Source organism: Caulobacter sp. DMC95 (assembly GCF_056313785.1).
Genome location: NZ_JBQUZP010000002.1, coordinates 802,274 through 822,749, shown reverse-complemented (window position 1 = coordinate 822,749; position 20,476 = coordinate 802,274). Strand labels below are relative to the sequence as shown.

Genomic DNA, 20,476 nt, shown 5'->3' with positions numbered 1-20,476 from the left:
GCCAGCAGGATGTGCTCGCGGGTCTGCGGCATCGGACCGTCAGCGGCCGAAACCACCAGGATCGCGCCGTCCATCTGGGCCGCGCCGGTGATCATGTTCTTCACGTAGTCGGCGTGGCCGGGGCAGTCGACGTGCGCGTAGTGACGGTTGGCCGTTTCGTACTCGACGTGCGCGGTGTTGATCGTGATGCCGCGGGCCTTTTCTTCCGGCGCAGCGTCGATGTCGGCGTAGTTCTTGGCGGTCGCGCCGCCCGACTTCGCCAGCGTGATCGTGATCGCAGCCGTCAGCGTCGTCTTGCCATGGTCAACGTGACCAATCGTGCCGATGTTGCAGTGCGGCTTAGTGCGTTCGAACTTTTCCTTGGCCATCTTCTTAGCTCCAGGACCCCAGAGGGGCCTTCAATGGTTGAACTTCTGGGGTGTTGGCGGGAGGGGCCGAAGCGCCCTCCCGATCGTGCAACCCACGCTTTTCCCTAAGGAAAAGCTTAGGCGTACTTCTTGATCACTTCGTCGGCGACGTGTTGCGGCACCGGATCGTAGTGGTCGTAGACCATGCTGAACTGAGCGCGGCCCTGCGACATGCCCCGCAGGGTGTTCACGTAGCCGAACATGTTCGCCAGCGGGACGTAGGCGTTCACGACCGTCGCGTTGCCGCGCATGTCTTGACCCTGGATCATGCCGCGGCGGCTGTTCAGGTCGCCGATGACCGAACCCAGATACTCTTCCGGGGTCACGACCTCGACCTTCATGATCGGCTCGAGCAGCTTCGGAGCGCCCTTTTCGCGCAGCTCCTTGAATGCGGCGCGGGCGGCGATTTCGAAGGCCAGGACCGACGAGTCGACGTCGTGGAACTTGCCGTCCGTCAGGGTCGCCTTGAAGTCGATCAGCGGGAAGCCAGCCAGCAGGCCGCTATCCTTGACCGATTCCAGGCCCTTCTGGACGCCGGGGATGTATTCCTTCGGCACGGCGCCGCCGACGATCGCGCTTTCGAACACGAAGCCCGAACCCGGCTCGCCCGGTTCGAAGGTGATCATGACGCGGGCGAACTGGCCCGTACCACCGGTTTGCTTCTTGTGCGTGTAGTCGATGTCGACCTTGCGGCCCAGCGATTCACGATAGGCCACCTGCGGCGCGCCGATGTTGGCTTCGACCTTGTAGGTCCGCTTCAGGATGTCGATCTTGATGTCGAGGTGCAGTTCGCCCATGCCCTTCAGGATCGTCTGACCGCTTTCGAAGTCGGTCGAGACGGTGAAGGACGGGTCTTCGGCGGCCAGCTTCTGCAGGGCGACGCCCAGCTTCTCCTGGTCAGCCTTCGACTTGGGTTCGACGGCGATCTCGATAACCGGGGCCGGGAACTCCATGCGCTCCAGGATGACCGGCGACTTCAGCGGATCGCACAGGGTGTCGCCCGTGCGGGTTTCCTTCAGGCCGGCCAGGGCGACGATGTCGCCGGCGTAGGCTTCCTTGATGTCTTCGCGGTTGTTGGAGTGCATCAGCAGCATGCGGCCGACGCGCTCGCGCTTGTCGCGCGTCGAGTTCAGCAGCGACATGCCGGTTTCCATCTTGCCCGAGTAGATGCGGCAGAAGGTCAGCGAGCCGACGAAGGGGTCGTCCATGATCTTGAACGCCAGAACCGACAGCGGCTCCTCGTCCGAGGCCAGACGGGTGGTCTCTTCTTCGGTCTTGAAGTCGATGCCCTTGGTAGGCGGGATATCCACCGGCGAGGGCAGGTAGTCGACGACGGCGTCGAGCAGGGGCTGGACGCCCTTGTTCTTGAAGGCAGAGCCGCAGAGGATCGGATAGAAGGCGCCCGTCAGAACAGCCTTACGGATGCACTTCTTGATCGTCTCGATCGAGGGCTCTTCACCGCCCAGATAGGCTTCCATGGCGTCGTCGTCGAGTTCGACGGCGTTTTCGACCAGGTAGGCGCGGGCTTCCACGGCCTTGTCCATCAGGTCGGCCGGGATTTCTTCGTCGCGGTACGAAGCGCCCAGACCGTCATTGTCCCAGACCACGGCCTTCATGCGGACGAGGTCCACGAGACCCTTCAGGTTCGACTCGGCGCCGATCGGGAATTGGATCGGAACAGCCTTCGCGCCCAGACGGTCGCGGATCGACTCGACCGACTTGTCGAAGTCAGCGCCGATCTTGTCCATCTTGTTGACGAACACGATCCGCGGAACCTTGTACTTGTCGGCCTGACGCCAGACGGTTTCGGTCTGCGGCTCGACGCCGGCGTTACCGTCCAGCACCGTCACGGCGCCGTCGAGAACGCGCAGCGAGCGCTCGACCTCGATGGTGAAGTCGACGTGCCCGGGGGTGTCGATGATGTTGAGACGCTTTTCGTTCCAGAAAGCGGTCGTCGCGGCCGACGTGATGGTGATGCCGCGCTCTTGCTCTTGTTCCATCCAGTCCATGGTGGCGGCGCCATCGTGGACTTCACCGATCTTGTGCGACTTACCGGTGTAATAAAGGATCCGCTCGGTCGTCGTCGTCTTGCCCGCGTCGATGTGGGCCATGATGCCGAAGTTGCGGTAGTCTTCGATTTTATGCGTGCGGGGCATAGCGATCGCTCTGCGAAACGGGGCGGCCCTGGACGGACACGACCGGGATTAAACGTGCGGCGCGGGCGGTTTATCTCAAACCGCCCGCGCCTGAAAGAGTGCTGGTAAGAAAGGTTACCAGCGGTAGTGCGAGAACGCCCGGTTGGCTTCGGCCATCTTGTGGGTGTCTTCGCGCTTCTTCACGGCGGTGCCGCGGTTGTTCGAGGCGTCGAGCAGCTCACCAGCCAGCTTTTCGGTCATGGTGTTCTCACCGCGCTTGCGCGCAGCGGTCACCAGCCAACGGATGGCCAGAGCGCGGCGACGGTCCGGACGGACTTCAACCGGCACCTGATAGGTGGCGCCGCCAACGCGACGCGAACGGACTTCGATCGCCGGAGCGACGTTGTCCAGAGCGGAGTGGAAGGTTTCAAGCGGACCTTGGTCCTTGCGCTTGGCTTCCAGGATGTCGAAAGCACCATAGATGATGTTTTCGGCGACGGCTTTTTTGCCCTCGTACATCACGTAGTTCATGAACTTCGTGACAACCAGATCCCCAAACTTGGGATCCGGCAGGACTTGGCGTTTCTCGGCGCGACGGCGGCGGGACATCTTCTTCTATTCCTTACTTCGGACGCTTGGCGCCGTAGAGCGAACGACGCTGCTTACGATCCTTGACACCTTGGGTGTCGAGGACGCCGCGCAGGATGTGATAGCGGACGCCGGGCAAGTCCTTGACGCGGCCGCCGCGGATGAGCACCACCGAGTGCTCCTGCAGGTTGTGGCCTTCGCCCGGGATGTAGCACACGGCTTCGATGCCGGTGGTCAGACGGACCTTGGCGACCTTACGGAGAGCCGAGTTCGGCTTCTTCGGGGTCGTGGTGTAAACGCGGGTGCAAACGCCGCGACGCTGCGGGCAGCCCTTCAGGGCGGGCACCTTGTTCCGCACCGGCTTCGGAGAGCGCGGCTTACGGATGAGCTGGTTAATGGTAGGCATTAAGTCTCTGCTCTGATGGAAGCGTGTGCCTTTCGGCCGGGGCGCTTCAGGTCCTTGTCTTTGTTTTTCGGCTTTTCAAGGCTCGGCTAGGAGACCCGATAAACACGAAACTCGCCGGAGCGCGGGAAGCACGCCGGCGGGTTCAAGATCCCCTCGGACCCGAAAGCCCGGAAGGAACGCAAGCTCATCAGGACGGACGCGAACGACCGCCTCGAAAAAGAGCGCGGTATTTACTCGCGAAGTGGTCCAGCGTCAACCGCCTGTTCCCGCGTCGGTTAACGCCGCCTTAAGGCCCCAATCCAGGCCGCGTTTTCGCCATGTGAAGCTGCGCAGCTTACGGGGGGGCGTCGCCGCTTGCCATACTGGCGCGGAACGCCATTTGGGGTCGGGGCGCGTCCCGAAGCAAGGCCAGGAGTTCAGGTGAGCGGCAGCATGGGGGCCCGCGTCGACAGGCGACGCCGCGCGACGATCCTCGCCGGCTCGCTGCTGCTGCACGCCGCGCTGCTGGCGTGGCTCGCCCTCCCCGCTCCGCCGCTGCTTCAGACGGTCACGGAGGACGATCTTTCGACCATGACGCTCGAGCTCCAGCGCCCGCCGCCTCACGAGGCGCTGCGGCGCCCCCCGTCTTCGGCGGCCTCCGTCGCATCCGATCGACCTCTGGAACTCAAGGTTCGCGCGCCCACCCGCCCGGTTCCGGCGGGAACGCCGACCCTTGAGGTCCCAGCGTCGGGCATGACCCGCCCCGGCGTCGCCATCCGTCCCGCGCCCCTGCCGGGCGACAGCGCCGGCGACCTCCGGACGGCCTTGCGCGCAAGCGCGACCGGCTGCGTCAGCGCCGACGCGGTGGGATTGAACCGACGGGAGCGGGAGCGATGTGACGAGCGCTTCGGAGCGGCCAAGGCCAAGGGCGATCCGCTCTCGGCCATGAATGCCGACAAGCGACAAGCGCTCGACGCCCAAGCCGCCGCGCAGGACGCCTATCGGCGCTACCAGAACGCGCCCATGGGCCCCGGCGTCGACCATCGCAGCCGGGACCACCTGGGAACAATGAAGGACATTCCCTTCGTGCTAGGCGCGCAGCAGGACGGCCTAGGCCGCGAACGCAAGTCGGTGGCCGACGAGATCCGAAGAAACCAGGACCTGGAAAAGCGGGCGACGCGGTTTCTGGAGTTGCAGAAGAAGGCTGGCCAGCGGCCCTAGTGCGGCGAATGCTGCGTCATCCGGCGCTTCTAGGCCGCACGCTGGATTGCGTGCGCCGCGCCTTCGCGAACCCGGAATCGTTGCACCAGTTCGGCAAGTCCTCGCACTTCGTCGAGCAGCGCCTGGCTCGAGGACGCGGAGCGACTGGCCATGGCCGTGGTGTGCTGGGTGCCCTGATCCATGCTGTTGACCGCAGTGTTGACTTCGGAAAGTCCGGCCGACTGCTCCTGCGCGCTGGCGGCGATTTCGGTGATCACGGTGCTGATCGCACTGACCTTGCTAGCGATACGCTGCAGGGTGTCACCCGCCGCGCCCACAAGCGATACGCCAGCCTCGACCTGTCGCTCGGAGTCGGCGATGTGGGTCTTGATCTCCTTGGCGGCTTCGGCCGAGCGCTGGGCGAGCGCCCGCACTTCCTGAGCGACCACGGCGAACCCTCGTCCCGCCTCGCCGGCCCGGGCGGCTTCGACGCCGGCGTTCAGAGCCAGGAGGTTGGTCTGGAAGGCGATCTCGTCGATCACGGTAATGATCTGGGCGACCTGACGCGAGGAGACCTCGATGCCGCCGATGGCCTCGACCGCAGAGGCGACAACCTCGCGTGACCGGCCCGCCTCGCTTTGGGCTTCGCTGACGGCGCGATAGGCCTCTTGGGCGCCGGTCGCGGTCTTGCGAACCGTAGCGGTGATCTCGTCCAACGCGGCGGCGGTCTCCTCCAGGCTGGCGGCCTGAGCTTCGCTGCGACGGGACAGGTCGTGGGCGGCGTCGGCGATGCCGCAGGCCCCGGCGTTGAGCTGAGCAACGGCCGACACCACCGCGACCATGGCTCCTTCCAGCCCCTCCACCGCGCGGTTGAAGTCGGCGCGTAGGCTTTCATAGTCGTCAGCGAAGCGCTCGGTGAGACGGACCGTCAGGTCGCCGTCCGAAAGACGCTGGAGACCATCGGCCAGCCGGCGCACGACCTGAGCCTGATCGGCGGCGCGACGCGCGCCTTCGGCGCCGGCGGCTTCACGCTCGGCTTCGACCGACGCGCGCGCGGCCGCAGCTTCGCCCGCCAAGCGGCTCTTTTCGAGTGACTCGTCGCGGAAGCGGTGCACCGCGTCCGCCATCTGGCCGATATCGTCCCGCCGGCCGGCGAAGGGGAGCGAGACGGTAAGGTCGCCGCCCATCAGCTTGCTCATGGCGCTGCGCAAAGCGCCCAGCGGCGCCAGCTGTCGCCGCGCCATCAGTACAGAGGCCAGGGCCCCGCCGGCGCCTAGCAGGACGCAAGCGGCGGCCAGCAGGGTCAGTTGACGATAGACCGGCTGGAAATAGTCAGCTTGCGGCACGCCAACATAGAGCACGCCGATCACCTGACCCGAAGTGTCCTTGATCGGGTCGTAGGCGACGAAGAACGGCCTATCCAGGATCTTGGCTTCCCCACGATAGGACTCTCCGCGGCCCAGCACGGCGTCATACACGGGGCCCTTGGCGAGAACGGTGCCCACGGCGCGCGAGCCATCGGGCTTGGTGACGTTGGTGGTGATGCGCTTGTCGCCCATGAAGACGGTGGCTGTCCCGCCGACAAGGGCCTTCACGCGGTCGACGCCTTCGAAGTCCCCGTTGAGGGCCCGATCCCCTACGAATAGCGTATCGCCTTCCCGTCGAAACGCCTTGCCCCGCTCGCCCACCACGTCCCAGGCCACGCGCATGCTAGCTTCCTGGTTCTGGGTCGCCTGCCGGCGAGCGAAGTCGAGTGAGCTCTTGGCGACAATTCCCAGGACCGCGAGGGTCAGGACGAGGAAGGCCAGAGCGATCGTCAGGCTGACCTTGGTGGAGATGCTGGCGCGCACGGGAATATTCCTAGTGGTTCGCCCGACTATTTGGTTAAGCGTCCTGAAAAATGATTAAAATCAATTCGATAACAATGTTCTCATATTCAGAGCGACGATCCGCCGCAGCAAGGGAGGCGGTAGCGCGACGCACTCTCCTGACACGAGCCGAGGGGAAGACAGGGCGCTTCTTCCTGGAACGGGATTTCAAAGTGTCGAGGACGTCCGTAGCGGCGCTGCGCGCCCCTTAAGAGACCCCTGTCAGCCCGGAGCTTTTTCCGATTAGTGTGAACCGGAGGTTGGCCGCGCTTGGCGTTTGAACTGGCGCTTTTTGTCCGATCCGGCCGCAACAAACAGACCTGAAAGGGCTCCAGGTTCATCGCATGACCCGAATGATCTTCGCCGCACTGTTGCTGGCCCTGTTCCTGCCCTTGTCCGCGCTCGCTGCGGAGTGGCCAACCAAGACCGGCGACTTCATCGCCCGCGACGTCGCCTTCAAGTCCGGCGAGACCCTGGCGGAAGTGCGTATGCACTACACCACGCTAGGTACGCCGCGCCGGAACGCCAAGGGCGAGATCGACAACGCGGTGATGGTGCTGCATGGCACGGGCGGCTCGGGCCGTAACTTCCTCGTCCCCATGTTCGCCGACGAACTTTACGGCCCAGGCCAGCCGCTCGATCTGGCGACCACCTATGTCATCCTGCCCGACAACATCGGGCACGGGGGATCCTCCAAGCCAAGCGACGGCCTGCGCATGGCGTTCCCCCGCTATGACTATGATGACATGGTCGCTCTGCAGCGCCGCCTGCTGGTCGAAGGCCTGGGCGTGAAGCGCCTGAAGCTGATCCTCGGCACCTCGATGGGCTGCATGCACGCCTTTGTCTGGGGCGAGAGCTATCCCGGCTTCGCCGAACGCCTGGCGCCGTTCGCCTGCAACGCCGTGCCCCTGGCGGGCCGCAACCGCATGTGGCGCAAAATGGCGATCGACGCCATTCGCGCCGACCCGGCCTGGATGGGCGGCAACTACACGACGCAGCCCTTGGGCGGCCTACGCACCGTCACCGACCTGCTGATCCTGGCGGGCGCGAACCCCGTCGCGCAGCAGGCTCAGTATCCGACCCGCGAGGCGACCGAAAAGGCCTTGGATCAGGCGTTCAACGCCCGGATCGGCGCGATCGACGCCAATGACGCGCTCTACTACATCGACGCGTCGCGCAACTATGATCCCTCCCCTGACCTGGAGAAGATCACCGTGCCGGTGCTGTGGGTGAACTCCGCCGACGACTTCATCAATCCGCCGGAGCTCGGGCTCGCCGAACAACTCGTCAAGCGCATGCCTAAGGCCCGCTTCGTGCTGATCCCGGCGTCGACAGAAACCCGAGGCCACGGGACGCACACGGCCGCGAAGTTCTGGAAGGCGGACCTAGCCAAGCTACTGGCGCAATAAGCCTGCCGGACAAACCCTCAAAAGCAAAAGCCCCGCGCCGGGAAGACGCGGGGCTTTCGATTTCAGCAGACCGGGAGCGCGTCAGGCGATCTTTTCGACCTGATTGTATTCCAGCTCGACAGGGGTGGCGCGGCCGAAGATCGAGACGGTGACGCGCAGGCGCGACTTCTCCTCGTCGACATATTCCACCGAGCCGTTGAAGCTGGCGAACGGACCGTCGGTGACGCGGACGTTCTCGCCGACTTCGTACAGCACCACGGCCTTCGGGGCAGTGACGCCTTCTTCGATGGCGCCGACGATCCGCTGAACTTCCTTTTCAGAAACCGGCATCGGCTTGGAGCCGCTGCCCAGGAAGCCCGTGACCTTCGGAGTGTTCTTAATCAGGTGATAGGCTTCGTCCGAGAGATTCATCTTCACCAGCACATAGCCGGGGAAGAACTTGCGCTCGGCGTTGACCTTCCGGCCGCGACGGATCTCGACGACCTCTTCGGTCGGCACGAGGATCTCGGAGAAGTTCTCTTCCAGGCCCTGGTTCTTGGCCTGCTCGCGGATGCTCTCGGCCACCTTCTTCTCGAAGTTCGAGTAGGCGTGGACGATGTACCACTTGTGGTTCGGGTTGGACGCGGTTTCGGTGCTCATCGTCTCTATCTTATCCCGCGGTCGCCAGCTTCAGAAGCTGGTTGATGGCGAAGCCAATGCCGCCGTCCACGGCGGTGAAGAACAGCGAAGCCAGCACCACCATGATGAAGACCATCACCGAGGTGATCCAGGTCTCCTTGCGGGTGGTCCAGGTGATCTTGCGAGCCTCAGCGCGCACTTCGCGGAAGAACTGCACCGGGCTGGTGCGCTTCTTCGGAGCGGGAGCGGCGGCGCCCGTCGCGCCGGCGCCGGCAGGCGCCATCGCCGCCGCCGTCTTAGCGGCGCGGTTCTTCATCGCGGACGGGCTGGATCCCGGTTTCCTGGCCATGCTCTTGAGGCTCACGACTTTCTAAATGACTCGGGTCGGCGAGCGCCCCGGAGGCCAAAACGATCGGGCCGAAACACCGACCCGTCGGAAACATATAGTGGCAGGAGTGGAGGGACTCGAACCCCCGGCCCTCGGTTTTGGAGACCGATGCTCTACCAGCTGAGCTACACTCCTGCGGACCGACCGCCCTTTCGGGCCGACGGACATCCGGAGACAGACAGCGCGCCGGAAGCGTTCAAGCCTCGGCGCGCCTGTCTCTGTCGCCAGAGCCGCGCCATTTAGCAGGGTCGCACTCGCCCGGCAAGCGGGGCGCGGAGGATTGCCGCTTTTGGCGTGCGGAACTTCGCGGCATGGGCCTTTCGCCCGGCCTTCCAGGATCAAAGCTGCGCGCCGCACGTTACCCGCTCATGCCCAGCCTATCGAACCCGCCCACGCAAGACCGCCCCTCGAATCGCGAAGTCGAGCACGAGAACATGCGCCCCGCTCAAGAAGGCGAGGCGCCGCGCCCAGCGACAGAACCCAAGGGTGCGGCGGACACCACCCGCTCGCCGAAAACCCGAACCGATCCGGGCTCCGGCGAGGGATAGAGGGCGGGCTATCAAACGCTATCCCGCCTTGCTTTCCTTGGCCTTGTCGCCCTTGTCCGTTGACGAACTGCTGGCGGGGACGGACGCGCCACATTGAATGCCGAGGTAAGACCACCGCACGTCCGTCAGTTGGCGGCCGCACTGCGTGTTCTTGCCCATGTCCTTGCCTTGCAAGGAGATCGCAACCCCCTTGCTCAGGTCCGGAGCCGGACTCGCCGTGCTGATGTCATAGTATCCGCCGCCACGTCCCTTTACGACGAGGCAGTCGGTGTTCTCCACCGGACGGACACAACCCGACGCCGTAACAGGCGTCGCTTCCACGATGACTTGCTGAGCCTGCGCGACTTTTGTCTTCGCGCCACCGTCACTGCAACCGGCCAAACCAACCGCTACTAGACTGGCCGCTGCGGCGGCCCCTGAGAACCAAACCCGCATACGTTCCTCCGTATCGTTGGCTTCGCGAACGAAGCAACGTGAAGTCTGCGCTCGGTTTCGGGGTGCGGCAATCACAATTTCGCCGTTTTCGAAAACTTGGTCTGCACGTCCTTGAGACAGGGAACGCCCATCGTCGCGAAGGCGTCGACAGGGGCACGCCTCGGACACACCTGACGTCACACCAGAAATAATCTTCCGCCCAAGCATCTTGGCCTCGCCAGTCAAACAACTGTTTGCAAACTTGATTTTTTATATTTGCGTTCTCGGAAATACTTTTGGTCGACTTTCGACACGCTGCATGGGCGTGCGGCGACGTGCCGGGCAGGAGTTTTTCCCAACCCGGCATTAGACAACCGGCGTTGACATCACGATGCGCTTCCACACATGAGACAGGCGCCGCCGAAGGGCCTGGGCGGCTCCATCATGCGCCGTGGGCGCGCCCGCCTTTTCCGCGCTGAGCGCGTCAGGGACACGAAGAATTCAGATGACGGCCAACGCGACCGCCGCCGCCCCCGTGAAGGAAGCCCCGTACTTCGTCGAGAAGGTGCTGTGGGTGAAACACTGGACGGACCGACTGTTCAGCTTCGCGATCACCCGCCCCGCAAGCTTTCGCTTCCGGTCCGGCGAGTTCGTGATGATCGGCCTGCCGACGCGGGAAGAGCTGGGTGAAAAGAAGCCCATCTTGCGCGCCTACTCGATCGGCTCGCCCTCGTTCGCCGAAGAACTGGAGTTCTTCTCGATCAAGGTCCCCGACGGCCCGCTGACCTCGCGCCTGCAGTTGATCCAGGAAGGCGACGAAATCCTTCTGGGCAAGAAGCCGACCGGCACCCTGGTGCTGGACGCCGTGCGTCCCGGCAAGCGGCTGTTCCTGTTCGGCACCGGCACGGGCCTGGCGCCCTGGTTGTCGGTCGCGCGCGATCCCGACGCCTACAGCCGCTTCGAGCGGGTCATCGTCGCCCATGGCGTGCGCGAGGTGAAGGAACTGGCCTATCGCGACCTCTTCACCCAAGAGATCTTCGACGATCCGCTGGTCGGGGACGAGGCCCGCGCCCAGTTGACCTACTATCCGACGGTGACCCGCGAACCGTTCGAGCGGCAAGGCCGCTTCACCGACCTGATCAACAGCGGCAAGCTGTTCTCGGATCTGGGGATCGAGGGCGACAAGTTCGATCCGGAAAACGACCGGGCGATGCTGTGCGGCTCGATGGCGATGATCAAGGACACGGCGGCCCTGCTCGAGGCCCACGGCCTGAAGGAAGGCTCCAACGCCGAACCGGGCGATTTCGTGATCGAGCGGGCGTTCGTCGGCTAGAGCCCCTGACGCCGGATCGGTTACGGTCTGACGATGGTCGACTCGCCCTCTCCAAGCCTCAGAAACCTGACCGTCGAAGAGGCGCGCCGGCGCATCCTCGCCGATGCGTTCCGTCTGGGCGTTGAATCCGTGCGCCTGACCCAGAGCCTGGGGCGGTGTCTGGCTGAGCCTATCATCGCCGATCGCGCGCAACCGCCCTTCGCCGCCTCGGCCATGGACGGCTGGGCGATCCGGCGCGCCGACTACGCGCCTGGCGCGCGCTTTCGGATCGTCGGTGAAAGCGCGGCCGGCGCCGCCTACCCAAGCCCTGTCGGCGCAGGCGAAGCGGTGCGGATCTTCACCGGCGCGCCCATCCCGGCCAACGCAGATCTTGTCGTCATCCAGGAGGAAGCCGTCCGCGACGGCGACGAAGTCCGTTTTGACGCGGGAGAGGACCCTCGCGCCAACATCCGGCCCGCGGGAGGCGACTTCAAGTCCGGCGACGTCCTGCTGGAGGCCGGCGTCGTCATCGACCCCTGGCGCCTTTCCCTCATCGCCGCGGCCGGGCGCGCCGAAGTCTCAGTGGCGCGGCGCCCCCGCGTGGCGGTTCTAGCCACGGGCGACGAACTGGTTCCGCCCGGCGCGACGCCTCGCTCCGACCAGATTTTCGAGAGCGGCTCGTTCAGCCTGGCGGCTCTGATTGAGGCCTGGGGCGGCGAGGCGGTCCGGCTCAGCGCGCAAGGCGACGACGCCCAAGCGATCGCCGATGCTGTGGCCCCAGTACAGGTTGATCTTATTGTCACGATCGGCGGCGCCTCTGTCGGCGACCACGATCTGGTCAAGCCCGCGCTCAAGACGCTGGGCTTGGCGCTGTCGGTCGAGACGGTCGCCTTGCGCCCAGGAAAACCGACCTGGAGCGGACGCCTGGCAGACGGTCGCCGCGTTCTGGGCCTGCCTGGCAACCCGGCCTCGGCGCTGGTCTGCGCAGAGCTTTTCCTACGGCCGCTGTTGGCGGCGCTCACCGGGGCGGCGCCGGACATTCGCTTGGCGCCCGCGCGTTTGGCCATCCCGCTTCCCGCAGGCGGCCCGCGCGAGCACTGGATGCGGGCTTCGCTGTCGACAGATCCAGACGGGCGAGCGGTGGCGACGCCATTCCCCGATCAGGATTCCTCGCTGGTCGGCGTGTTCGCGCGCGCCGATGCTCTGCTGCGGCGACCGGTCGGAGCGCCCGCCGCCGCGACGGGAGACCTGGTGGAAGTTCTGCCGCTCCGGCGCGGCTGAAAACGCGACGACATAGAATTGACGTGCTAAGCCCGGATTTGAGTTCGCCGGGCGTGACCCGACCTTCACCGCTTCAGAGGTTCGTTTCATGGGGCATGCAGGAAAGATCGCGACCCACGTTCTGCTGGCCTTCGTGGCCCTGCTTGCGGGTCGCTATCTCGTCATCGACATGCCGTTCACGCGGGACACGCTGTTACAGGCGACCCTGTACGGCATGGCGGCGTTCATCGTCGAGCTGGCCTTCCGAGTCGAGCGAGCCCCGTGGCGCTTCGTCTCCGCCACCGACCACCTGAGACTGCTCCGGTCCGCCGTGCTGACGGCGGCGGCGTTTCTGGTCATCACCCGCCTGACCCATCCGGGAATCGACGGCGGCTTGCGCACCGTGGCCGGCGCGGCCCTCATCCAGGCCGCGCTCCTCTCGGCGCTACGGGTTGTCCGCCGCAGCCTGCACGAGCGGATGCTGCTCGACTCGGTGCTGCGCCTTGGCCCCGCCTCAATGCACCCGGCCCTGCCCAGGCTGCTGATCATTGGCTCAGCCTCCGAAGCCGAAGCTTTCCTGCGCGCGCCGGCCGGCCTTGGCGAACGCTACGCGCCGATCGGCGTGGTCTCCCCGCTAGACCGCGAGACGGGCGACGAGCTGCGCGGCGTCTGCGTGCTGGGCTCCATCGCCGACTTCGACAGCGTCCTGGCCCGCCTGCGCGACAGCGGCCTGTCGCCGGCCGCCATCCTGTTCCTCACCGACAGCGCGATGAGCACCTTCGGCGCCGAGCGCCTGGGTCGCCTGAAAACCGAAGGCGTGCGCCTGCTGCGCCGTCACGGCGTGGTTGAGATGGGCGCTGCGGCGAACACGCCCCTGCTGCGCGAGATCAGCATCGAAGAACTCTTGAGCCGGCCGCCGGTGCGCCTCGATCCTGAGCCCGTCCGCGCCCTCGTGTCCGGCCGACGGGTGCTGGTGACCGGCGCGGGCGGCAGCATCGGTTCCGAACTCTGCCGTCAGATCGCCGCCAGCGGTTGCGCGCACCTGACCATGGTGGACGCCTCCGAGTACAATCTCTTCCACATCGATCGGGAGATCGCCGAGCGGCACCCGATCCTCGCCCGACGTGAAGCGCTCTGCGATGTCCGCGACGCCGCGCGCGTCCAGCGCGTGTTCGCGGAGATGAAGCCGGACATCATCTTCCACGCGGCGGCGCTGAAGCATGTCACGCTGGTCGAAAATCATCCGTGCGAAGGCGTTCGCACCAACGTGCTGGGCACCCGTAACGTGGCTGTCGCCGCGAAGGCCTGTGGCGCGGCGCATCTGGCCCTGATCTCGACCGACAAGGCCGTCGCGCCGACCAGCGTCATGGGCGCGGCCAAACGGGTGGCTGAGGCCGTCGCGCGCCAGTACGGCGGCGGCGGCGACATGCGGGTCAGCATCGTGCGCTTCGGCAACGTGTTGGGGTCAGCCGGATCGGTCGTCCCGATCTTCAAGAGCCAGATCGCTCGTGGCGGCCCGATCACCCTGACCCACGCCGAGGTCGAGCGCTACTTCATGACCATCCCCGAAGCCGTGCAGCTCGTGCTCCGCGCCGTGGCCTTGTCGATGATCGCGTCCGAACCCGAAGCGGGCGTGCTGACCCTCGAGATGGGTGAACCAGTGAAGATCATCGACCTGGCCCGGCGGATGATCGAGCTTCAGGGCCTCACGCCTGGGCGTGACATCGAGATCCAGATCACGGGCCTTCGGCCCGGCGAGAAGCTGACGGAGACGCTCGTCGACGTGAACGAGGTCGCGCGCCTCAAGGCGCCGGGCATCATGGAAGCGGTGCGCTTGGCCCCCGCTCCGACCATCGCGGACGAGCGCCTGGCAGAGTTGGACGGCTTGGCGGAAGTCGGCGACGAAGCCGGCGTGCGCGCCCGTCTGTTCGAACTGGTGGAGGACCTTCGTCAGGTCGGCCCGTCCAAGGTGGTGAAGATCCGGGCGTCGTAAACGCGGCGCTGGAGGATCGTGCAGGAGACTTGGAGGATCGATCTAACAGGTTCGGATTTCTCGTGAGATACGAGGTCCGCGATCCTCCCCGATCGTCTCCCAAAATCCGAGGACTATCCCATGGCCACCGCCAAAGGTTACGCGGCGCCCGCCGCGGGCGCGCCGCTTGCGCCCTTCACGTTTGATCGTCGCGATCCCAACCCTGACGACGTCGTTATCGCCATCAAGTACTGCGGGGTCTGCCACTCCGACATTCATATGGTCGACAACGGCTGGGGTCAGAGCGTCTATCCGATCGTCCCCGGCCACGAGATCGCCGGCGTCGTCACCGCCGTCGGCGCGAACATCACCCGCTTCAAGGAAGGCGACCATGTCGGCGTCGGCTGCTTCGTCGACAGCTGCGTCACCTGCAAGGCTGCGCGTGACCTGGACCGCGAGCAGTACCAGCCCGGCCTGGTGCTGACCTATAGCGCCTTCGAGCCGGGTTCGGACACGCCGACCTACGGCGGTTACTCCGACCACATCGTGGTCAAGGACGACTACGTCCTGTCGATCCCTGAGCATCTGCCGCTGGACGCCGCCGCGCCGCTGCTGTGCGCCGGCATCACGCTCTATTCGCCGCTGCGCCACTGGAACGCCGGTCCCGGCAAGAAGGTGGCGATCCTGGGCATGGGGGGTCTTGGCCATATGGGCGTCAAGCTGGCCCACGCCATGGGCGCGGAGGTCACGGTTCTGAGCCAGACCCTGTCCAAGAAGGACGACGGCCTGCGGCTGGGCGCGGACCACTACTACGCCACCAACGACCCCAAGACCTTCGAGACCCTGGCCGATACGTTCGACCTGATCATCTGCACCGTCTCGGCGCCGCTGGACTGGGGCGCTTACCTGGCGCTGCTGAAGATCGACGGGACGATGGTGCTGGTCGGCGCGCCGGAGGAACCGGCCCAGCTCAACGCCTTCGCCCTGATCCCGGGTCGTCGCACCCTGGCGGGCTCCATGATTGGCTCGATCAAGGAGACGCAGGAGATGCTCGACTTCTGCGGCGAAAAGAACATCGTCGCCGACATCGAGGTCATCTCGATCGACCAGATCAACGCCGCCTACCAGCGTATGCAGAAGAGCGACGTGCGCTATCGCTTCGTGATCGACATGGCGACGCTCTAGCAGGCCATGAGGGGGAGGCGTCGCACGGGCGCTTCCCCCGCCCTGCCTCAGTGGAAATCACGACTCCGGAGCAGACGGCCCGAAACCTTCTGACGCACGCGGGGGGCCGGCGCGCCTGGCTCGTCGCGCAGGCTGGAGAGCTCGGCCGACAGGTCGGTGAAGCGCTCGGCCACGACGTGGATCACATTGTCGGCCCGCTGAACCCGCCCTTGAACGATCAGGAACGAGGCGGTCATCACCACATTGCGATCTGCGTCGAACCGATCCTTCCAGACCACCGCATTAGCCACGCCCGTCTCGTCCTCCAGGGTGACAAACACCACGCCCTTGGCTGTGCCGGGCCGCTGGCGGATCAGGACAAGACCGGCCACCGACACCTTGGCGCCGTCCTTCAGAGACAGCAGCCGCTCAGCCGGGACCACGCCCCGGGCGGCCAGCATCGATCGGTAGAAGCCGATCGGATGGGCCTTCAAGGAGAGGCTCGTGGTGCGATAGTCCTCGGCCACCTCCTGAGTGGCGGCCATAGCCGGCAGAGCCACACGCTCTTCGAACAGGGGCAGCCCCGCCAATAGCGGCGCCTGGACGGGCGCCTTGTGCTCACCCTTCAAACCTTTGACCGCCCAGAGGGCCTCGCGGCGGCTGAGCCCCACCGAGGCGAAGGCGTCGGCTTCGGCCAGCAGCTCCAGCGCCTTTTGCGGCACGCCCCCCTGGGCGAACTCGGCCGGCGTACGAGCGCCCTCGGCCCGGGCCTTCAGCAGCGGCGGGATGTCGATCTTCTCCTTCAGGCCTTTGATCTGCCGAAGGCCCAGACGCACCGCTTTCCAGCGCGGCCGGGTCTCCTGGCACGCGATCTTGTCGTGGCGTACGTGAGGAGCCCGGAAGCCCGCGCTGATGGGTTCCAGCGTGCAGTCCCAGTCGCTGGCCAGAATATCCGGCGGCAACACCTCGACCCCGTGCTCTCGCGCGTCCCGTACCAGCTGGGCCGGCTGGTAGAAGCCCATCGGCTGGGCGTTGATCAGGGCCGCGCAGAATACGTCGGGCCAGGCCCATTTGATCCAGGCCGAGACATAGACCAGCTTGGCGAAGCTGGCCGCGTGGCTCTCCGGAAAGCCATAGTGGCTGAAGCCCTCGATCTGCTTGAAGCACCGCTCGGCGAAGGCCCGCTCATAGCCGCGCCCGACCATCCCCTCGATGAACTTGTGACGATAGGCGTCCGGCGAGCCCAGATTGCGGAAGGTCGCCATGGCCTTGCGCAGGCCATCGGCCTCGTCGGGCGTGAACTTGGCCGCCTCGATGGCCAGGCTCATGGCCTGCTCCTGGAACAGCGGCACGCCGAAGGTCTTGCCCAGGATCTCCTGGAGTTCGTCGGGCGGACCATGCTCGGGCGAGGGCTTGGGCCAGTCAACCGGCTCCTCGCCATTCCGGCGCTTCAGATAGGGATGGACCATGTCGCCCTGGATCGGCCCTGGACGCACGATCGCCACCTGGATGACCAGATCGTAGAACTCGCGCGGCCGCAGCCTGGGCAACATCGACATCTGGGCGCGGCTCTCGACCTGGAACACGCCCACGCTGTCGGCCGCACAGAGCATGTCGTAGACGCCTGAAACCTCCTTGGGGATGTCGGCCAGGTCCTTCAGCCAGGACTGGCCGTGGTCTTCGCGCAGCATCGTCATGGCTCGCTGGATGGCGTGCAGCATGCCCAGCGCCAGGATATCGACCTTCATCAGCCCTAGGCTGTCGATGTCGTCCTTGTCCCACTCGATGAAGGTGCGGTCCTTCATCGCCGCCTTGCCGATCGGTACGGTCTCGTCCAGGCGACGCTTGGTCAGGACAAAGCCGCCGACATGCTGGGAGAGGTGACGCGGAAAGCCGATGAGCGCGTTCGCCAGCCCGACCGCGCGGGCGATCTCCGGCGCCTTTGGATCCAGCCCCGCCTTGCGCAGATGATCTTCCGGCAGACCGTCGCCCCAGCTGCCCCAAACCGTGCCGGCCAGCAGGCTGGTGACGTCCTCGGTCAGGCCCAGCGCCTTGCCGACGTCGCGGATAGCGCTGCGCGGGCGATAGTGGATCACCGTCCCGCAGATGGCCGCATAGTCCCGGCCATAGCGCCGGTACACGTACTGCATGACCTCCTCGCGCCGATCGTGCTCGAAATCGACGTCGATGTCGGGCGGCTCGCCTCGGTTCTCGGAGATGAAGCGGGTGAACAGCAGGCGGTGCTCGGTGGGGTCGATCGCCGTCACGCCTAGGCAGAAACAGACCGAGGAATTGGCCGCGGAGCCCCGCCCCTGGCAGAGGATTCCCATGCTACGCGCCTCGCGCACGATGTCGTGCACGGTGATGAAGTAGTTGGGATAGTTCATCTTCTCGATCAGCCGCAGCTCCTCCTGGATCTGGGCCGTGACCTTCGCACTGACCCCATTCGGATAGCGCCAGGCCGCCCCCTTCCAGGTCAGGTCGGTCAGGTGCTGCATCGCGGTCTTTCCGGGCGGGACAGGTTCGTCCGGGTACTGTTCGCGGATGTCCTTCAGGTCGAAGCCGATCCGCTCGACGATCTCGACCGTCCGTTCGACCGCGCGCGGCCAACGATCGAACAGGCGCGCCATCTCTTCGGGTGACTTGATGTGGCGCTCGGCGTTGGCTTCCAGCCGGAACCCCGCCTCCTGGATCGCGCAGTGCTCGCGCACGCAACTGATCACGTCCTGCAGCGGGCGCCGCTCGGGGCCGTGATAGAGCACGTCATTGGTGGCGACCATCGGCGCTCCGGAGGTCCGACCGAGACCCTCGAGCCGCGCCAAGCGCTGCAGATCGCGGGCGGCATAGGCCCGACTGGCGGCCAGCCACGAACGGCCCCGCAGGTCGCCGGCCATGCGCGTGAGATTCTGCTCGAACGAGTCATCGAGGACCCGGGGCGGCACAATCAGTCCCAACTGCCCCTCGGAATGGTCGAGAAAATCTCTCCAGGTGAGGTGGCACTCGCCCTTCTCGGCCCGCAGCTGTCCGATGGTCAGCAGCCGGGTCAGTCGGCCGAACGCCTCGCGGTCGGTAGGATAGCAAAGCAGGCTTGGCGTACCGTCCATGAAGTCCAGGCAGCAACCCGTCAGTACACGGATCGAGCGCTGCTTGGCCGCCGTCCAGGCGCGCACCACGCCGGCCAGGCTATTGCGGTCGACGATGCCGATCGCTGTCAATCCCAACGCCTCGGCCGTGAGCGCCAGCTCCTCGGCATGCGAGGCGCCGCGCAGAAACGAGAAGTTGGTGGTCGCCTGCAGTTCGGCATAGGCGGGCGCGCGCATGGCTAGGTCCCTCCCCTAACCAAACAGGCCATGAATCCACCATTTCGGCGCGTCCTCGCCGCCATAGAGGCCCTGACGGAAAATCCAGAACCGGCCGCCGGCGTCGTCCTCGACACGGTAGTAGTCCCGGATCTTACCCGGCCCGGTCTGGCCCTTCTCCACCCCGGCCCGCCACCATTCCTGGCCAATACGCTCCGGCCCCTCGGCCCGTCGAACGCGATGGGAGCGCCCCCGCCAGGTGAACAGGCGCGGCGGATAGTCGGGCAGCTCGGCCGCGATGGCGACGATCACCTCAGGCCGCTTGAACAGCCGCACCGGTCGCGGTCTGTCGGGATCCCATCGCGCCGACGGGGGCGGATCCAGCGGCCCCACGCGCACGACCGAGCGTTCAGGCAGATGGCTCTCGAACGGATCGGCGCGCCAGACCCGGTTCTCGCCCAACCGGTTGACCAGGCGGTCGATCAGCGGCGCCAGCGTCTCATCGGTGCTGGCGTCGGCTTCGGCGTCGAGACGCTCCTGCGCCGCCGCCATCGGCTCCACCGCCGAGGCGTGAACCGTGACCACCTCGATCCCGAAGCCCGGGTCCACAACGTCGAGCTTGGGCTTGACCAGCTTGGCAAGCCGCTGAGGGTCACGACCGATCCGCGCCAGCCCCACCCACACTGGGAAGGCCCGTCCGTCCAGCCGGTGGAAGACCACCTCGAACCGCTTTGCGCCGCGCCCCTCAGCCTCCAGCCGCGCGCAGATCAGGGCCAGAGCGTCAGCGGCGACACGCGCCAGATCCTCGGGCGCGCTGATCGGCTCGAAGAAGGCCAGACGGTCAAACCACGGCGAGGCCGGACGACGGAAGGTCAGGGCCTCAGCAGCCTGGCCCAACGCCTGATCCAGGCGCAGCACCGCCGCCAGGCCAAAGCGCCTGGCCAGTTGCGCCCGGGGTAGGGCCAGCACCTGCCCGACGCGATGCAGCCCGAGGCGCGGCAACTGGGCTTCGGCGGCTTCGCCCAGGCGCAAGGCCGCGACGGGAAGCGACGCGATTGCGCCCCTCTGCTCCCCCGGCGGCGCGATGGCGAGGTCGGACCCGAACCGCGCCAAGGCCCAGGCCGCGCCGGCCGTGTCGGCGATCGCCGCCCGCGCGGGAACGCCCCAGCGCGCCAGCCGGGAGACCAGATCGACCAGCATGGCCGCCTCCCCGCCCCAGAGGTGGTCGGTTCCGGTGATGTCGAGAAACAAGCCATCGTCACCGTCGATCGCCACCGCCGGCGAGAAGCGCACACACCAGTCGCACAGCGCTTCGAGCGCCGCGCGATTAGCCGCCGGATCATGGTCGGCCGTGACGAGGTTGGGGACCAGGGCCAGGGCGTCGGCAGCCTTCTGACCCGGGTACAGACCCAGAGACCGAGCCTGATCATCAACGGCGGCGAGGCGGCGGGTTCCGCGCTCGGAGACGAGAAGGGCGAAGGGGGCTTCAGCAGATCCTCCCCCTAGCGG

The 20,476-nt window shown here is 66.0% G+C and carries 17 protein-coding genes, 1 tRNA gene and 1 pseudogene; 8 read left to right on the top strand and 11 right to left on the bottom strand.

Annotated features, from left to right (window positions below):
• The 4 genes from ACT53N_RS08000 to rpsL all read right to left on the bottom strand — a co-directional run.
• A partial coding sequence (locus tag ACT53N_RS08000; protein ID WP_476063383.1) for a GTP-binding protein occupies positions 1-368 on the bottom strand: 368 nt, incomplete at its 3' end.
• 116 nt (positions 369-484) lie between these two features.
• Complete coding sequence (gene fusA, locus ACT53N_RS07995; protein WP_310214893.1) at positions 485-2,563, bottom strand: elongation factor G; 2,079 nt, start codon at positions 2,561-2,563, stop codon at positions 485-487.
• A gap of 114 nt (positions 2,564-2,677) precedes the next feature.
• Complete coding sequence (gene rpsG, locus ACT53N_RS07990; protein WP_004624018.1) at positions 2,678-3,151, bottom strand: 30S ribosomal protein S7; 474 nt, start codon at positions 3,149-3,151, stop codon at positions 2,678-2,680.
• Positions 3,152-3,164: 13 nt separating this feature from the next.
• Positions 3,165-3,536 carry a 30S ribosomal protein S12 gene (gene rpsL, locus ACT53N_RS07985; protein WP_004624021.1) on the bottom strand — a complete coding sequence of 124 codons (372 nt, stop codon included), beginning with the start codon at positions 3,534-3,536 and terminating at the stop codon, positions 3,165-3,167.
• Positions 3,537-3,559: 23 nt separating this feature from the next.
• Between rpsL and ACT53N_RS07980 the strand changes: the two genes are divergently transcribed.
• Both ACT53N_RS07980 and ACT53N_RS07975 read left to right on the top strand, forming a co-directional pair.
• Positions 3,560-3,826 (top strand): hypothetical protein, encoded by a 267-nt coding sequence (locus ACT53N_RS07980; RefSeq protein ID WP_476063382.1) that lies wholly within the window; start codon positions 3,560-3,562, stop codon positions 3,824-3,826.
• A gap of 130 nt (positions 3,827-3,956) precedes the next feature.
• On the top strand, positions 3,957-4,736 hold the full coding sequence (locus ACT53N_RS07975; protein ID WP_476063381.1) for a hypothetical protein: 780 nt from the start codon (positions 3,957-3,959) through the stop codon (positions 4,734-4,736).
• A 29-nt stretch (positions 4,737-4,765) separates the two neighbouring features.
• Here ACT53N_RS07975 and ACT53N_RS07970 read toward each other — a convergent pair whose 3' ends face one another.
• Positions 4,766-6,565 carry a methyl-accepting chemotaxis protein gene (locus ACT53N_RS07970; RefSeq protein WP_476063380.1) on the bottom strand — a complete coding sequence of 600 codons (1,800 nt, stop codon included), beginning with the start codon at positions 6,563-6,565 and terminating at the stop codon, positions 4,766-4,768.
• Positions 6,566-6,927: 362 nt separating this feature from the next.
• On the opposite strand from ACT53N_RS07970, the gene ACT53N_RS07965 reads away from it, so the two are divergent.
• On the top strand, positions 6,928-7,992 hold the full coding sequence (locus ACT53N_RS07965) for an alpha/beta fold hydrolase (RefSeq protein ID WP_476063379.1): 1,065 nt from the start codon (positions 6,928-6,930) through the stop codon (positions 7,990-7,992).
• 81 nt (positions 7,993-8,073) lie between these two features.
• Here the strand turns inward: ACT53N_RS07965 and nusG are convergent, their stop codons facing one another.
• The 3 genes from nusG to ACT53N_RS07950 all read right to left on the bottom strand — a co-directional run bounded on the left by nusG (position 8,074) and on the right by ACT53N_RS07950 (position 9,133).
• Positions 8,074-8,631, bottom strand: coding sequence for a transcription termination/antitermination protein NusG (gene nusG / locus ACT53N_RS07960; RefSeq protein WP_062099019.1), 558 nt, complete (start codon positions 8,629-8,631; stop codon positions 8,074-8,076).
• Positions 8,632-8,641: 10 nt separating this feature from the next.
• Entirely contained in the window at positions 8,642-8,959 is a 318-nt protein-coding gene (gene secE, locus ACT53N_RS07955) for a preprotein translocase subunit SecE (RefSeq protein WP_310214908.1), read from the bottom strand.
• 98 nt (positions 8,960-9,057) lie between these two features.
• Positions 9,058-9,133 (bottom strand) — tRNA-Trp (locus ACT53N_RS07950).
• Between the two features lie 233 nt (positions 9,134-9,366).
• On the opposite strand from ACT53N_RS07950, the gene ACT53N_RS07945 reads away from it, so the two are divergent.
• Positions 9,367-9,546, top strand: a complete 180-nt coding sequence (locus tag ACT53N_RS07945) for a hypothetical protein (RefSeq protein ID WP_476063412.1) — start codon at positions 9,367-9,369, stop codon at positions 9,544-9,546.
• Positions 9,547-9,564: 18 nt separating this feature from the next.
• Here the strand turns inward: ACT53N_RS07945 and ACT53N_RS07940 are convergent, their stop codons facing one another.
• Positions 9,565-9,981 (bottom strand): hypothetical protein, encoded by a 417-nt coding sequence (locus ACT53N_RS07940; RefSeq protein ID WP_476063378.1) that lies wholly within the window; start codon positions 9,979-9,981, stop codon positions 9,565-9,567.
• A 384-nt stretch (positions 9,982-10,365) separates the two neighbouring features.
• Here ACT53N_RS07940 and ACT53N_RS07935 point away from each other — a divergent pair.
• The 4 genes and pseudogenes from ACT53N_RS07935 (at position 10,366) to ACT53N_RS07920 (ending at position 15,689) form a co-directional block, all read left to right on the top strand.
• Positions 10,366-11,293: pseudogene (locus ACT53N_RS07935) on the top strand (ferredoxin--NADP reductase).
• Positions 11,294-11,326: 33 nt separating this feature from the next.
• Positions 11,327-12,553 carry a molybdopterin molybdotransferase MoeA gene (locus tag ACT53N_RS07930; protein ID WP_476063377.1) on the top strand — a complete coding sequence of 409 codons (1,227 nt, stop codon included), beginning with the start codon at positions 11,327-11,329 and terminating at the stop codon, positions 12,551-12,553.
• Between the two features lie 88 nt (positions 12,554-12,641).
• A complete protein-coding gene (locus tag ACT53N_RS07925; protein WP_476063376.1) occupies positions 12,642-14,525 on the top strand; it encodes a polysaccharide biosynthesis protein in 1,884 nt (627 codons plus the stop codon).
• 120 nt (positions 14,526-14,645) lie between these two features.
• A complete protein-coding gene (locus ACT53N_RS07920; protein WP_476063375.1) occupies positions 14,646-15,689 on the top strand; it encodes an NAD(P)-dependent alcohol dehydrogenase in 1,044 nt (347 codons plus the stop codon).
• 47 nt (positions 15,690-15,736) lie between these two features.
• Here ACT53N_RS07920 and ACT53N_RS07915 read toward each other — a convergent pair whose 3' ends face one another.
• Both ACT53N_RS07915 and ACT53N_RS07910 read right to left on the bottom strand, forming a co-directional pair.
• Entirely contained in the window at positions 15,737-18,988 is a 3,252-nt protein-coding gene (locus ACT53N_RS07915; RefSeq protein ID WP_476063374.1) for an error-prone DNA polymerase, read from the bottom strand.
• Between the two features lie 15 nt (positions 18,989-19,003).
• On the bottom strand, positions 19,004-20,380 hold the full coding sequence (locus ACT53N_RS07910) for a Y-family DNA polymerase (protein WP_476063411.1): 1,377 nt from the start codon (positions 20,378-20,380) through the stop codon (positions 19,004-19,006).
• Positions 20,381-20,476: the final 96 nt, after the last annotated feature.

Excerpts from the sequence above, each read along its gene's own strand:
- fusA (WP_310214893.1), bottom strand. The coding sequence starts at position 2,563 with ATGCCCCGCACGCATAAAATCGAAGACTACCGCAACTTCGGCATCATG.
- rpsG (WP_004624018.1), bottom strand. The coding sequence starts at position 3,151 with ATGTCCCGCCGCCGTCGCGCCGAGAAACGCCAAGTCCTGCCGGATCCC.
- rpsL (WP_004624021.1), bottom strand. The coding sequence starts at position 3,536 with ATGCCTACCATTAACCAGCTCATCCGTAAGCCGCGCTCTCCGAAGCCG.
- ACT53N_RS07965 (WP_476063379.1), top strand. The coding sequence starts at position 6,928 with ATGACCCGAATGATCTTCGCCGCACTGTTGCTGGCCCTGTTCCTGCCC.
- nusG (WP_062099019.1), bottom strand. The coding sequence starts at position 8,631 with ATGAGCACCGAAACCGCGTCCAACCCGAACCACAAGTGGTACATCGTC.
- secE (WP_310214908.1), bottom strand. The coding sequence starts at position 8,959 with ATGGCCAGGAAACCGGGATCCAGCCCGTCCGCGATGAAGAACCGCGCC.
- ACT53N_RS07945 (WP_476063412.1), top strand. The coding sequence starts at position 9,367 with ATGCCCAGCCTATCGAACCCGCCCACGCAAGACCGCCCCTCGAATCGC.
- ACT53N_RS07940 (WP_476063378.1), bottom strand. The coding sequence starts at position 9,981 with ATGCGGGTTTGGTTCTCAGGGGCCGCCGCAGCGGCCAGTCTAGTAGCG.
- ACT53N_RS07930 (WP_476063377.1), top strand. The coding sequence starts at position 11,327 with ATGGTCGACTCGCCCTCTCCAAGCCTCAGAAACCTGACCGTCGAAGAG.
- ACT53N_RS07925 (WP_476063376.1), top strand. The coding sequence starts at position 12,642 with ATGGGGCATGCAGGAAAGATCGCGACCCACGTTCTGCTGGCCTTCGTG.
- ACT53N_RS07920 (WP_476063375.1), top strand. The coding sequence starts at position 14,646 with ATGGCCACCGCCAAAGGTTACGCGGCGCCCGCCGCGGGCGCGCCGCTT.
- ACT53N_RS07915 (WP_476063374.1), bottom strand. The coding sequence starts at position 18,988 with ATGCGCGCGCCCGCCTATGCCGAACTGCAGGCGACCACCAACTTCTCG.